General features: G+C 40.4%; 12 protein-coding genes. 4 read left to right on the top strand and 8 right to left on the bottom strand.

The window, feature by feature from the left end:
* Positions 1-27 precede the first annotated feature (27 nt).
* Positions 28-1,269 (top strand): galactokinase, encoded by a 1,242-nt coding sequence (locus E4N80_RS10770; protein WP_253699210.1) that lies wholly within the window; start codon positions 28-30, stop codon positions 1,267-1,269.
* Positions 1,270-1,358: 89 nt separating this feature from the next.
* On the opposite strand, the gene pdxS is transcribed toward E4N80_RS10770, so the two are convergent.
* Positions 1,359-2,207, bottom strand: coding sequence for a pyridoxal 5'-phosphate synthase lyase subunit PdxS (gene pdxS, locus E4N80_RS10765; protein ID WP_436411312.1), 849 nt, complete (start codon positions 2,205-2,207; stop codon positions 1,359-1,361).
* Between the two features lie 156 nt (positions 2,208-2,363).
* Here pdxS and E4N80_RS10760 point away from each other — a divergent pair, with 156 nt between their 5' ends.
* Together E4N80_RS10760 and E4N80_RS10755 are read left to right on the top strand one after the other, a co-directional pair.
* Positions 2,364-2,888 (top strand): hypothetical protein, encoded by a 525-nt coding sequence (locus tag E4N80_RS10760; RefSeq protein ID WP_253699208.1) that lies wholly within the window; start codon positions 2,364-2,366, stop codon positions 2,886-2,888.
* 14 nt (positions 2,889-2,902) lie between these two features.
* Positions 2,903-4,000, top strand: coding sequence for an amidase domain-containing protein (locus E4N80_RS10755; protein ID WP_253699207.1), 1,098 nt, complete (start codon positions 2,903-2,905; stop codon positions 3,998-4,000).
* 65 nt (positions 4,001-4,065) lie between these two features.
* Here the strand turns inward: E4N80_RS10755 and E4N80_RS10750 are convergent, their stop codons facing one another.
* The 4 genes from E4N80_RS10750 to E4N80_RS10735 all read right to left on the bottom strand — a co-directional run bounded on the left by E4N80_RS10750 (position 4,066) and on the right by E4N80_RS10735 (position 8,110).
* Positions 4,066-4,734, bottom strand: a complete 669-nt coding sequence (locus tag E4N80_RS10750) for an HlyC/CorC family transporter associated domain-containing protein (protein ID WP_010693534.1) — start codon at positions 4,732-4,734, stop codon at positions 4,066-4,068.
* A 532-nt stretch (positions 4,735-5,266) separates the two neighbouring features.
* Entirely contained in the window at positions 5,267-5,581 is a 315-nt protein-coding gene (locus E4N80_RS10745) for a hypothetical protein (RefSeq protein ID WP_253699206.1), read from the bottom strand.
* 202 nt (positions 5,582-5,783) lie between these two features.
* Positions 5,784-7,868 (bottom strand): heavy metal translocating P-type ATPase, encoded by a 2,085-nt coding sequence (locus E4N80_RS10740; RefSeq protein ID WP_253699205.1) that lies wholly within the window; start codon positions 7,866-7,868, stop codon positions 5,784-5,786.
* 20 nt (positions 7,869-7,888) lie between these two features.
* Positions 7,889-8,110, bottom strand: a complete 222-nt coding sequence (locus E4N80_RS10735) for a DUF6110 family protein (protein WP_010694386.1) — start codon at positions 8,108-8,110, stop codon at positions 7,889-7,891.
* Positions 8,111-8,401: 291 nt separating this feature from the next.
* Between E4N80_RS10735 and E4N80_RS10730 the strand changes: the two genes are divergently transcribed.
* Positions 8,402-9,973, top strand: a complete 1,572-nt coding sequence (locus tag E4N80_RS10730) for a neuraminidase (protein WP_253699204.1) — start codon at positions 8,402-8,404, stop codon at positions 9,971-9,973.
* Positions 9,974-10,107: 134 nt separating this feature from the next.
* Here E4N80_RS10730 and E4N80_RS10725 read toward each other — a convergent pair whose 3' ends face one another.
* Genes E4N80_RS10725 through ftsH form a run of 3 tightly spaced genes read right to left on the bottom strand, consistent with a single transcriptional unit; the run spans position 10,108 to position 14,194 of the window.
* Positions 10,108-11,334 carry a methyl-accepting chemotaxis protein gene (locus E4N80_RS10725; protein ID WP_253699203.1) on the bottom strand — a complete coding sequence of 409 codons (1,227 nt, stop codon included), beginning with the start codon at positions 11,332-11,334 and terminating at the stop codon, positions 10,108-10,110.
* Positions 11,313-12,188, bottom strand: a complete 876-nt coding sequence (locus E4N80_RS10720; RefSeq protein WP_253699202.1) for a cache domain-containing protein — start codon at positions 12,186-12,188, stop codon at positions 11,313-11,315. The genes E4N80_RS10725 and E4N80_RS10720 overlap by 22 nt, the downstream gene beginning before the upstream one ends.
* Before the next feature lie 29 nt (positions 12,189-12,217).
* Positions 12,218-14,194 (bottom strand): ATP-dependent zinc metalloprotease FtsH, encoded by a 1,977-nt coding sequence (ftsH, locus tag E4N80_RS10715; RefSeq protein WP_253699201.1) that lies wholly within the window; start codon positions 14,192-14,194, stop codon positions 12,218-12,220.
* Positions 14,195-14,208 lie beyond the last annotated feature (14 nt).

The following is a 14,208-nucleotide window of genomic DNA, read 5'->3' as shown; positions in this document are numbered from 1 at the left end:
CCTGCCGATAATGAATAGAGGTGTTGTATGGGTTTTAATGCGGATATAAAGAATTTGGAAAACATGGGCGAAGGTGAATTAAAAGTTGAACTTAAAAAACTTTTTGATGAGGTTTATGACGCTTCGCCGGAAGAAGGAATTTTAATAGCCTCTCCTCTTAGTTTGACCCTCATGGGCGAAGAGCTGGATTATAACGGCGGAAATGTTTTAAATTTATGCTGCGATAAATCTATTTATTTTTTTATTAGAAAAAATAACTCGGATAAAATTTCTTTGACGGATTTGGTTTTAAATAAAAAGTTTGAAGGCCTTATAAGCGGACAAGCCGGAAAAAATCAAAATCCGGACAGCAGGAAAGAAGGTTTTGCAAGTTCCATATTCAATATTATTCTTTTAACGATACAAAAAATTAATAAGCATTTTGAAAATCCTTTAAGCGGTTTTGATATAATGGTCTTCGATAAGTTACGCTTTAAAACAGGGCAGACTTCATTACCGGCATTTGAAGCTGGCTTTTGTATGGGCCTCTTATCTCTATTTAAACTTAAAGAGAGCTTTAAAGCTATAGCCTCGCTGTGTTTGGAAGCCAAACATGAAATCTTAAACACAAAGAGAGGGCTGTCAAATCAAATATCTTCTTTTTCGGCAAAACAAGATGCTCTTAATTTGTTTGACTCTAGGGATCTTTCTTTTTTAAGTCTGCCCTTAAATTTAAGAGAATATGGAATAGTAATAATCGGTATCCGCACAAACAGTGAAGCTTATAGGGCTTCGTCCAATATCCGCTACATGGAATGTGAAGAAGGCCTGCGTATTTTACAAAACAAATTAGACTTGGATCATCTTTGCGAAATAACCGAAGCGGATTATACATACTATCAGCCTAGTTTTTTGGATAAGACAATTATGCGGAGGGTAAAGCACTGCATTACCGAAAACGCAAGAACATCTAAGGCGGTAATGGCTTTAGAGAAAGGAGATATGGATCTTTTGGGAAAGCTCCTTTGTGAATCCCATATTTCGATGAGGGATGATTTTGAGCTTATGAGTACCGAACAAAATGTTCTTTTTGAAACTGCCATTATTCAAAGAGGATGCCGAGGAGCAAAGTTAGTCGGAAATACCGAAGGCTGCTATATTCTGGCCTTGGTAAAAAAAGATGCTCTTGACGAATTTTATCTTGAGGTACATAAAAGGTATTTTGAAAAAACAGGAGTCAGTCCCGAATTTTTTGAATTTAAAAGTGTTGCAGGAGTCCGCATTTTATAAAAATAGATATAAAACAAAAAGAGGTGTTTTAATGAGTTTAGAAGCTCGTTAAAACACCTTCTTTTTTGTTTAAGATTGAGAAAAGCGGCTTAGACTCCTCTTTCGCTCATTATAACTTTTATTTCTTCTTCGTTGATTCCAACCATGGCAGGGCCGAGGTTTTCTGAAACCTCTGCTAAGATTGCAGGATTATCGTAATTTTTTACGGCCTTTACGATGGCGGCAGCTCTTTTTGCAGGATCGCCCGATTTAAAAATACCGCTTCCGACAAAAACGCCGTCAGCACCGAGGTGAACCATCAAGGCTGCGTCTGCGGGGGTCGCAACTCCTCCTGCCGAAAAGTTCGGAACGGGGAGCTTCCCGTGCTTATGCACATATTCTACAAGTGCATAAGGTACTTGAAAATTCTTTGCAGCGACATAGAGCTCATCTTCGCGAAGGCATGTCAGCTGCCTCATTTCACTTTGGATTTGGCGCATGTGTTTTACAGCCTGAATTACATCTCCGGTTCCGGCCTCACCCTTTGTGCGTATCATCTTTGCGCCTTCTTGGATTCTTCTTAACGCTTCTCCCAAATTTCGGGCACCGCAGACAAAGGGCACCTTGAATTTATTTTTATCTACATGGTAAACCTCATCTGCCGGAGACAACACTTCGGACTCATCAATAAAATCGATACCGATAGCTTCCAAAATTGAAGCTTCTACAAAGTGACCGATTCTGACCTTTGCCATAACCGGAATTTTTACGGCCTTTATGATTTCTTTAATCATCCTAGGATCGCTCATTCTTGAGACCCCTCCGGCTGCCCTTATATCGGCCGGAATTCTTTCGAGGGCCATGACTGCAACGGCTCCTGCATTTTCTGCAATCTTTGCTTGTTCGGGGTTGGTTACGTCCATAATGACTCCGCCCCTTAGTTTATCTAAAATATCCACAAAAACCTCCATAAATGTTTAGAACGGGTGCAATTATACCGCAAAGCAGGGATAAGTTAAAGTAGGGTATCATTTTAACGGCTAAAGATAAACCTTGACATTTTTCCTCATCTTTTGTATAGTTTTTAAGCTGGGTTTTATCATAGGAGCCGTTTTATGAAAAAAAAATTATCGATACTTTTTTTTATTTTTATACTGATTTCTTATCTGTCATCTCAAGATTACTATATGGATGACTTTAAGGATTTTACCTTTGAAATGCCTGACGGTTGGGAAACAGTGACCTATCCCGGGCTGAAATATAAGATAATATACGGCGATTCGGTAAAGGGGCAAAATCAAAATATGATTTTTGTTTCCGAAGAAGTTTCAGGTTCAATGGAGGAAATCGTCAGTGAGTATTTATCCGGTCAAAAGAATCCTGATGACCCGTCCCCCGATTCTACAGTAATAACGCAAGAAAAATTTGAAAATAATTATAATTTGGAATCACGAAAAATAATTATGGAACTTCATGAAGAGAAAGGGATTGTAAAACATTATTTTTATTTGTTTAAGCACAACAGCATTCTTTATGTATGTGCGGCTACCCTATCCCATGATATTGAACCTGAAATTGTAGAAATGCTCGATGCCTCTATGAAAACATTTCAGGTGCTTGATAAAAAAGAAGAAGAGTAATTTAGTTTTCTTTCATGGAAAAAAAAGCAAAAAAAGCGAAACTTATTTTTGTTCTCTTTATAATTTTACTTTGGATAGTTGTAATTTTTAAACTGTATCCGATAATAAAGGGATTTAAAGAAGGAAAATCAGGTTCAAGTAAACATGATGTAAGTATAAAATCAAAACCTAAACAGGAAAATTCAAAAGAAGAATTTTTTTTTAGAAAATATGCCGATAGTTTATACTCGGAATATTATGATATTCCGGATGTTTCAGTTTACGATTATATACCTGATGATGAAGTCTATGGCTCAAATGAAAAATTCTATTTTGTTGTAATAGAAAAAAAGTTAAAGTTTAATTCGGTTTATCAGCTTCCCTTTGTTGCAGGAATGAAAAAGGCTGTTGAATATTTTAAAAATAATAAAAAAGCTTTGAATCAATACAACAAAAGAACTACGGAATTGAAAAAGTATATAGGTAAAAGGCAAATTGAAAACAATATTTTTAAAATAACATTTACCGAAAAAGATAATTTTGAAAACATAAAAATTGAAATAGCAACCTATCACACAAAAATAGATGCTTTTTCTTTAAAACCTCCGGAGCCTGAGGTGCTTATGCAAAACGGGTTTGACTTTATAAAATATCACGTTAATACAAATTCAAAAAAGGTTGATTACAATAATGCAGCTGCCGTCGGCTATGCAAATAAATACACGTCCAACCCCTTAAATATGTCGAGTGATATTTCGGTTTGGAATCCCGAATACAAGACCTATGATAATGATTGTGCAAACTATGTTTCTCAGTGTATCTATGCAGGCGGAATTTCGCCGACAGCTGCTTGGTATCCTGAAAGTCTGATTTGGATCAGGACCGGTAGTCCCAGATATACCAGCAGTGGGATAACCGACTATATGCAGCAAAAGAAAATATTTTATTCAACAAATTATTCTGCCGTAAGTGAGGGCGGTTTTATCTGCCTTACAAAAGAATCGCATGTTGTTTTTATAACAGCAAATGACAGTATTACCATATTGTTTAACGGCCATACAAATGACCGCAAAATGGTTTCCTTCCCTCACTTGAACGAATCTGAAGCAATTTATTTAAGTCCGAATAATTAGCTTGCAGTTTTTACTTTGTTTAATAGATGCCTGCTCTTATAAATAGTCCGGGTTCAAACCAAAACTCAATTTTTATGTTCATTAATAGGAAGAATTTTAATATATCTTATCAGGTCATTATCCATTTCATGGATAATGAATTTATATTCTCCTATGTCGGCTTCCAGACCGAGGTGAGGTGAGCGGCCTTGTTGTTTAAGATAGTTAAACAAATAACCTGCAACCGTGTTTCCGTAAGCTTCATCAAAATCCGAGTCCAGCCTGTGATTTATCTCGTGGATACTGGTACCGCCGTTTACGATATAATCACATTCGTTTCCTGTTCCGTATTCGCCGCCTTCGTTTAGGTATTTTTTTACGGCAAACAAAACTGCTATAGCGACAACGCCCAATAGGGCATCAAACATACTACCGTGGTCGGCAATAATTTTTCGTGCGATGGTATAAAGCACAACTTCAAGAGCACTTCCCGGTGTATGTTTTATAAGCATGTTTACAAATTCGAGACCGATTACAAGAGAAAATATCAATGATAAGAATTCGGAAAATGAAGGAATTTTATTACTGTAAATAAATGCATAAACCATTTCTTTTATGTCAAAGAAAATTTCGATAGAAAGAATTAAAATTCCAATAAGCATTGCAAAAGATAGAACAATTTCGATTCGTCCTGCCAACCTTGCAGCTCTTCGTCTTAGATTTTGTTGATGAAAAAACGCTTTAATTTTTTGCATAATACTCTCCTTATCCGATAAAAAGAAAGCAGCCCGAAAAGGAGGAGAAAGGGCTGCTTGTGAATAGAATAATAGTGTGTATCTTCTGTGTGTGAAGGTAATATACTTAATTTTAAAATAAATGTCAAGCACTTTTACGAAAAAATTATATTTTCTGCTATTTTTTTGCATATTATGCGGTTTTCTAACATATTTACCGGCTCTTTTGCATAATAATCACTGAAATAAAGTTTTAATAGTTAATGTTGCACAAAAAAAACCGCCCCCGAAGCCGAAGTTTCCTCCAACTTGTGGGCGGCCATCCATTTTAATGGGTAATTTTTCATGTGTAATTAAACCGGCAATTACTCATTATTACCGCGGCGTAACGCAAATGCCGCTTGTTGCTAAAAATTGTGTTAGGCCTGTTGTTGCGTGTCAAATACTTTGTTAAACTTTTTGCATTTTTTTGGTGAGAATGGTTGTATTTGGTGTTATCAGTGTGCTTTTCCGTAATTAGTATAAAGCATTAGAGGCGAAATTACAAGGCTATTTATAGGGTTTTTAATTTTTCCCAAAGTTCTGAAATCTTTTCGATGATTATTTCCTTTTCTACCTTGCCCGAAATATAGGCATCGGAAAGTTTTTTTAACTCGGGTAAATCTTCTTTAAAGATTTCAAACTTTGACAAGGGTAGGGCATTTGCATCATACTCAATGCAAAGGCTTCCCGTCCTCTCATTCCTTTCAATTTTGCTGACCGCCTTATGAGAAGATGCGGCCTTTTCAAAAGCGTCAAAAATATCCTTATCTTTTATCATCTCGCCCCTGAGCCTTATATGCCCGGGAAAAAAACTTGAAACAGTCATTACTTTCTCCAATAAAAATTTTTTGCAGGAAGCCTCAGCTTCCGAAAAAATTTTTTAGTAGTGCTTTTGCAACGAAGTGAAAAAGCACATAGAATAAACGATGTTTTGTGCGAAGCACAAAACTCGAAGATAAACAGTGAGGCTGAATTTCAGCCGAACTGTTTATCGTACCTCCGATTAAATAGATTCGGCAAAGGGCGGCTCATAGCCGCTCATAGCTTCTCATTGCAGACATACCTATGGCAACAGTCGAACCGTTATGGACTAAGGCTGCTGTAGCCGGAGGAATTGAGCCCGCAAGTTCCCCTGCAATAAGGGCTGAATTAATGCCGATAATAGCCCTATTGTTTACATTGATTCTTTTAATCAAGCCCGTTGCTATACGCCTTAAAACGGGTAGGGCTCTTAGCCCGTCATCCGGCAAAAGAATGTCGGCGGTTTCTCCTGCTATCGAAGAAGCCTGTCCCATTGCAATTCCTACATCCGCTTCCGACAGGGCAGGGGAATCATTTATCCCGTCGCCTATCATAACGATTTTTTTACCCTCAGCTTTTAACTCTTTAATAAAACCGGCCTTTGTATCGGGAAGGGCTTGCGCATGATAACGGTCAATCCCCGTCTTTTCGGCTATGCTGCGTGCGGTTTGGGGGCCGTCCCCTGTAAGCATAATTATGTTTTTTATTCCCAGTTTGTGAAGTTCTGAAACAACTTCTTTTGCTTCGGGGCGAACAGGATCTTCTATCGCAATGATACCGGCAAGTTCTTTTCCTATTGATAAATATAACTGGGAACAGCCGCTCTTCGACAAATCTTCAATAGCTTTTTCGGCTTCTTCCGTTTTTGGAATACCCTCATCATCGAATATAAAATGAGCGCTTCCTATACGCAGCTCATCTCCTTTTAAGGTAGATTTAAGGCCATGGGCTAAAATATAGGAAACCTTCGTATGTTCTTCTCTGTGTTTAATTCCCCTGTTTTCGGCTTCCCGTACAACGGCCCTTGCAAGCGAATGAGGAAAATGCTCTTCAAGACAGGCCGCTATTTTTAATACATTTTTTTCCGGCCTGCCGCCGAAGGTAATTATCTTTTTAACCGAGGGCTGGGATTCCGTAAGAGTTCCCGTCTTATCGAATACGATTGTATCGGCTCGGGCAAAGTCTTCTAAAAACTTTCCGCCCTTTACGGTGATGCCGTGTTCGGCACAATTTTTCATAGCTGAAAGCACGCAGACAGGAGCAGATAACTTCATCGCACAGGAATAGTCGACAAGAAGAGTCGAGGCAGCCTTTGCAAAGTTACCTGTAAAGGCGTAGGTCAAGCCTGCAAGTAAAAAGTTATAAAAAACAAGTTTATCCGCAGTTCTTTCGGATTTGATTTGTGAAGCCGCCTTTAAAGATTGAGAGCGGTCAATCATATCGGCTATCTTGCTCACTCTGGTTTCCCGTCCGCAAGCCTTTACGCATACATGGATTTCCCCCTCTTCAACGATGGTAGAAGCAAAAACAGTATCTCCCGAGACCTTGTGCACGGGAAGGCCTTCTCCCGTCATTGAAGCCTGATTAACGGAAGCCTCGCCCGATACCACCGTTCCGTCTGCAGGAATAACCGACCCAATCCTAAGAATAACCGTATCTCCGGCTTGAAGAAGATTGGCGGAAATTTCAGTTTCATTTCCGTCTTTTAGAACATGAACAGTTTCCTTTGTATTCAAAAAACTGCGGGTTAAATTTTCATAGGACTTCCGGCGGGTATAGTCTTCTAAGATTTCGCCCATTTCAAGCATCATTGCGATGGTGCCGGCTGTGTTTAGGTCTCCCGTTGCATAGGAAAGAGAAAGAGCCGCTGCATCTAAGGTTTCGGCACAAAAGGGCCTGCCTCCTTTCAAGGCTTTCATTCCGCCTTTTACGCGGGGCATAATTGAAAAGAGAGCCAATATTCTGCGGACAGGAATAGGTAAAAGCCTTCGGATAAAGAATTCCGCAAGCAACATTCCCAAAGAAACCGTTAAACTTTCGCTTACTACCGGTTCATCCACATTTTCTAATAGTTCTTCGTTTTCAAGGTAAGAAGAATTTAGAGCTTTTATATAAGAAAGAGTTTCGGCTTCGCTTATCCCCGAATATTCAATTAAGATACTTCCTGAAACAGGATTTACACTTATCGACCTTATGCCTTCTTGTAAAGACACAAGGGTTTCTACAAGAACGGCTTGTTTGCGGCTTAAACCTTTCCGGCTATATCTTAAACGCAAACGCCCCGGAAGGCGGTGAGCAATATAAAAATTCATAAAGATTTAAAAAAATCAAGCTAGTTTGCTGCCGAAGCGGCGTCTTTGTTATAAGCTGCTTCCGCCATTATATCTTGAGCGTCTTCTTTTACCGTTTCAACAAAGGCAGCAGCATCGTCTTTTAATTTTAAACCTGCTCCAATTATTTTGGCACAAGCTTTTTTAAAACCGGCATCTCTGGCCAAAAGAACCGCAGCTCCGCCTGCAACAACACCGAGTGCAAATGCTCCCCATTTAGTCATATATACCTCCAATAAAAAATCAAGAAGAAAGTATCAACTTTCGATTGATTTTTTACGCACGTTCGTGACGAAGTGAGAACGTGCATACAATAATGCGACGTTTTGTGCTTTGCACAAAACTCGTCAGATAAACAGTAAGGCAGAATTTCTGCCGAGCTGTTTATCATACTTCCAATATTCGTGGGGCGTATTCTATCATTTTTTTATTATCATTACAAGGGCGCATATTTTAAAAAGAACTTGACCTATCGCCGATAATTGTATAAATTAACCCTTTAAGGAGTTATCAAAATGAAAAAGACCTTATTTATTTTTTTACTTGTTGTTGCAGCCCTTGTTTTATTGCCAGGCTGCCCGCAAAAAATAAACGATGAAAAAATACCGGCCTTTGCTGTAACCTTTAATGTGCAAGGCCGCGGAAAAACACCGGCGGCTTTAACCATACCGAAAGGCAGCTTATTGACTGCCGCTCAAACCCCGCCCCTCGAATTTTCGGGCTGGAAATTCGGCGGATGGTATAAAGAAAATACATGCACTAATAAATGGAATAACGATACGGATACGGTTACCGAAAACACGACGCTGTATGCCAAATGGACAAAAAACAGCAATATTGCTGTAACAGACTTATGGCAAAGTAAAACCGATCGTCCTAACGATTTTTACCGAATTCCTGCCCTTGCGGTAACAAACGATGGAACCCTGCTTGCCGTAACCGATTTGCGCTACACAGACAACACCGATTTGGGGTACGGTCATGGTATTGATTTATTGATTAAACGTTCGGAAGATAACGGCAAAACATGGTCGGGCGATACCAATATCACAAAGATACCGGACGGTGATCATAACGGCTACGGAGACGCTGCCATCGTTGCCGATCGCGAATCGGACAAGGTACTCATATTGTGTGTACACGGAAATGTTTTTTATCCAAACGGCACACATTCCAATCATCTGAAGGTCATTCAATTTGTATCTGACGACGGGGGCAAAACCTTTCCCGATTCGGGGAAAAAAGATATTTCCGATACGATTTTCGGGTTTAATTCCACATGGAAAAGCCTGTTTTTCGGCTCGGGCAGAATTATGCAGTCGCGCTATATTAAAGCAGGCAGCCATTACCGCATTTATTCGGCGCTGTTGAGCCTGGATTACGGCAATGCCGTCGTATATTCCGATGACTTCGGTTCTACGTGGCATGTATTGGGAGATGCAACAAACTCTCCCATCCCTGACGGAAATGAAGCAAAAGTGGAAGAACTGCCGGACGGCAGCGTTATACTTTCCAGCCGAAAAAATAACGGCCGATTTTTTAGTATTTTTACTTACGATGATGCTGCTTCCGGTGGCGGCCAGTGGAGCGAGAAAAAAACTTTGGATTACAGCCACGGCCAGGGTACGAACGGTGAAATCCTTATTGTAAAAGCTCGTAAAACCGACGGTACAAAAAAGCCGGTCTACCTTGCATTCCAATCGTTACCTGACGTGTGGAAGCGCAAAAACGTTACCATCCATTGGCGCGAGCTGCCGAACGGTAGTATAAGCGTAAACGATTTTATTTCGGCTTCCGCATGGAACAGCCACAGTTACTTGGTGCAAAACGAAGACAGCGCCTATTCGACTATGGATGTACAACGCGACGGCGGTATCGGCTTTTTATACGAAAGAAACACACGAGGGCTTGACTACGACATAGCGTACAAAAACCTGCCCATCGATGTCATCACAAACGGTGATTATGAAGCTATTTTTCTCGGTACGGGTTCAAAGCAGTGCCCCTACACCGATTTGGAAGGCAAGCCCGTTGCAGAAAGTGTAAAAAACTACTATCAAAAAGAAAAACTGCACTGGAAAGAATAACTGCCGGATGGTTTTAATGGGGTATCCCCCGCTGAAGAATGTACGCCGAAAATAAATGCTCAACGTATACCTGATACGCCTCCGCTTTATTTTCGGCGTGCGACGCAGTAATTGCCCGCCTATTTTCAAAAAGATTACACTTTGAATTTACCGACTTCCACTGCCAAACTTTCAATACTTTGTTTATTCTTATGTGTAATCTCATTTGCTTCCGTTACGGCATTATCAATTTGTCCCGCTCCGGAGGCCATTTCATTCATACTGTCGGTAATAACGCTTGCCGAATCATTTAGTTTGTGAATATCTTTTGCAATGTTTTCCCCACTACGCAAAATGTTTGCAGAACCGGTACTTACCTCGCCGGTTACACCCGACATCTCATTCATCGTATCGAGTACAGTGCGGCTGCAAGAGGACTGCTCCTGCATTGCACTAGTAATCTTGTTGCTGATAGCTTTTACCTGATCTGCAAGGGTAAAGATACTGTTAAAGGTTTCTTCAACAGTATGGGAAATACCTGAAAGCCTTTCTATCTCATTGCTGAAATTTTTAAGAGTTGCGGTAATAGTCTTTCCTTGGGTGGCAGAATCTTCGGCGAGCTTGCGGATTTCGTCCGCGACAACGGCAAAGCCTTTCCCCGCTTCACCGGCATGGGCAGCCTCAATTGCCGCATTCATAGCCAATAGGTTCGTCTGACTTGCAATATGCTGAATTACACTGCTTGCTTCAAGCAAACTGCCTGATTCTTCGGTAATCTTTTGGGTAATAGTATTTGAGTTACCGATTGTTTCTTTTCCGTCTGAAGTCGCTTGGTGCAGATTTTCAATCAAAGCCTCGCTTGCTCCGAGTGTCTTGGCAACTTCTTGTATATTCTCTACCATATATTCTATCGATTTGGAGGACGCTGCAACACTTTCTACCTGTTTTTGAACATTTGCATTTAACGCTTCTATCGCCTCTTTAATTTCGTCAACTGATGATACTGCATCGGCAACATTTTCGGACTGAGAAACAACCTGCTGTTTAACATTTGCAATATTCATATTTATTTGGTGAATAGATGACGCAGTTTCGGTCATATTGCAGGAAAGCTCATCCCCTATCTGTTGCATAATACCGGTATTCTGCCCTACAAGTAGAATTGATGCCCGTATTTTTTCAATAGTTTTATTAAAAAAATAGGCGATATGAGCAATTTCGTCATTTCCATTGACCGGCAGTGAAGCCGTTAAATCGCCATCGCCTTCTGAAATACTTTGCAATGCCGTCGTAATATTCCGCAACGGAGTACTAATTCTTCTTGCAAAGAAAATAGCAATAATATCGGCTATTATAAAAATCAGAATAATAATTCCCAGCATTTGGAACAATGATGTGATAATCGGAGCCTTAAACTCTTGGTATGGTAAGCGTGCAGTAAACAGCCATCCGCTGATAGGCTAATATAGTCTGTTCCTTTATATTGAACAATAGAAGGCTCCTGCTTTCCGTTCAGCGACTGTTCGATAAATGTTCCGATTTGACTAAAGGCCTGATTGCTTTTAGCGAGTAAAATAGGATTTTCTTGATCACGAACAGCCCCTTCATCAGGGTCGGCAATAACGGTACCATCCCGCCCGTTGATAGAACAATAACCGGCTTGTCCGACAGGCGTTGTTTTCACCAGTACAGATAAGCTTTCAGCTAACGTATCGATTCCAAGTACACCGATAACTTTTTCTCCGTCAAAAACAGGAACAGCCAGCAAGCAAATAAATTTTTTGTCCATCATCGCAAAGTACGGTTCCGTAATAAAAAATTTACCGCTCATAGCCGTTCTAAACCATTCGGAATTTGCCGCATTATAACTCGGCCCCGTCGCACAAAATCCGGTACCATCAGCCGGTGTAAAAGAAAACCGAAGAAATGCTTTGTTATATTGAAGCTCCCTGTCAATAATAGCCGCTTTTTCCCTAGGATGCAGATTTGGATCGCGTAATTCCGGCATACGGGAAAGAATTTCCAATGCAGTCTTTGTAGTGTTAATTTTTTCGTTTACCAGAAGCGCCCCATCATCCGCAATGGTCTGTAAATCGGAAGCAATATTTTGCTTTGTTGTAATGTAAAAATGCCGAATAAAGATACTGCTGATGCTTAGACTGGTAAAAGCGATAAGTAAAAGCAGTAATGCAATAAGTTTTGTTTTAATCTTTTTTACTTTTAAAATACTTTTCATAAATAGTCCTTTTTTTAAACCACCATAGTCTATCCACCCTCTTTTTCAAAAAGTTTAGGAGCCTTCTCCTCAGCGATTATCGCATCGAATTCTTCGTTTTCTATGGTTTCCTTTTCTAAAAGGGTTGTTGCTATCTTTTCCAAAAGATGCTTTTTTTCGTTCAGCATTTTTATAACACCCTCATAGCGGGTATTGATTATCTTTGCGATTTCTTCATCGATGTATTGCTGGGTTGTTTCGGCATATTCACGCACCAACCTAGGTTCATTATCGCCAAGATATCCGGCACCCCGTTTACTCAAGGCGACGTTTTTAAATTTAGAGCTCATACCGTAATCGGTTATAAGGCTTCGGGCAATATCGGTGGCACGGGTTAAATCGTTTGCAGCTCCGGTAGAAACCATATTGAATTTTACTTGTTCTGCGGCACGGCCTCCTAAAAGAACATCTATCTCGGCCAAAAGCTGCTTTTCGGTAACGATGTGCTTATCGTCTTCGGGAATATGGAAGGTATAGCCCAAAGTCGAGGTTCCGCGGGGAACTATGGTTACCTTATGTACCTTATCGGCCCCATCGGTAAAGCTGCCCACTATGGCATGTCCCGTTTCATGGTAGGCTATTACTTTTCTTTCTTCTTCGCGGATTACGCGGGATTTTTTCTGTAAGCCTATCATTGCCTTTTCAACGGCTTCATCCAAGTCAGTCATAATGACGGTCTTTCTTTTACTTCTGACAGCCAAAAGAGCAGCCTCATTTATAATATTTGCAAGGTCGGCACCTGAACAGCCTGCTGTAATGCGGGCTATCGAAGCCAAATCGGCCGAAGCATCGAGTTTTACATTTTCTGCATGAAGCTTGAGAATCTGCTCTCTTCCCTTTACATCGGGGCGGTCAACCACAACCTGCCTGTCAAAGCGGCCGGGTCTTAACAAGGCCGGATCCAAAACATCGGGGCGGTTGGTGGCAGCCAAAAGAATCAAGCCCGTCTTATTGTCAAAGCCGTCCATTTCAACCAAAAGCTGGTTCAAAGTTTGTTCACGCTCATCATTTGAGCTGTAAGAATTATGACGCGACTTTCCGATAGCATCCAATTCGTCTATAAATATAATACAGGGAGCTTTTTCACGGGCCTGCCTGAATAGGTCACGCACACGGGAAGCTCCTACACCGACAAACATTTCGACAAAGTCCGAACCGCTTATTCTAAAGAAAGGAACTCCAGCCTCCCCAGCGACGGCTCGTGCAAGGAGGGTTTTTCCCGTTCCGGGAGGACCTACCAAAAGAACACCTCGCGGAATCTTTCCGCCTATTTCGGTATATTTTTGAGGATATTTTAAGAAGTCTACAACTTCCATTAATTCTTCTTTAGCTTCATCTACACCTGCGACATCCTTAAAGCGGGTTTCAACCTTTCCCTCGTCGATTGCCGCACTTCTGGCCTGCCCGGGAGAAAAAATGCTTCCGCCCAAGCCGCCCATACTCTTTGTCATACGCCGCATAATGGCACGCCAAACAAGGAATATCAAAAGGAAGGGAAGCACCCACTGTAAAAGAAGTTCAACAAAATAACTTCTTTCTTTAGGCTTTACATGATAAACTACATGATGGTCATCTAAAAGCTGTAAAAATTCCGAGGTGTATATCCCGACTGTTACATATTCGTTAGTATTTTTTTGCACCGATAAAAATGAAAATAAAGAGGTATTTGAAGCATCATCATCCTGTATGCTGGTATATCCGCTAAAATAAACAGGGCCTAGAACAACCTTTTTTATCTGTCCAGATGTAATTCTATCTTTAAATTCAGAAAAGGGAATCAGGGCGGAGCTATTGAGAATCATCAACTGATTAACCAAAATAAAAATGACAACTACAAGCGGCGCTAAAAGCCATACAGAAAAAAACGGCTTCTTGGGTGATTTTTTATCGTCTCCGTCCGAATCCGGTCCGAAATTAAAAAAGTTAAAGGGATCGTTTTGGTTTTTATCGTCGTTATTTTTACTCATACATTCTCCAATAA

The organism is Treponema denticola (genome assembly GCF_024181605.1).
Classification (GTDB): domain Bacteria; phylum Spirochaetota; class Spirochaetia; order Treponematales; family Treponemataceae; genus Treponema_B; species Treponema_B denticola_B.
The sequence above is the reverse complement of the archived record's forward strand: the minus strand, read 5'-3'. Positions and strand labels throughout refer to the sequence as shown.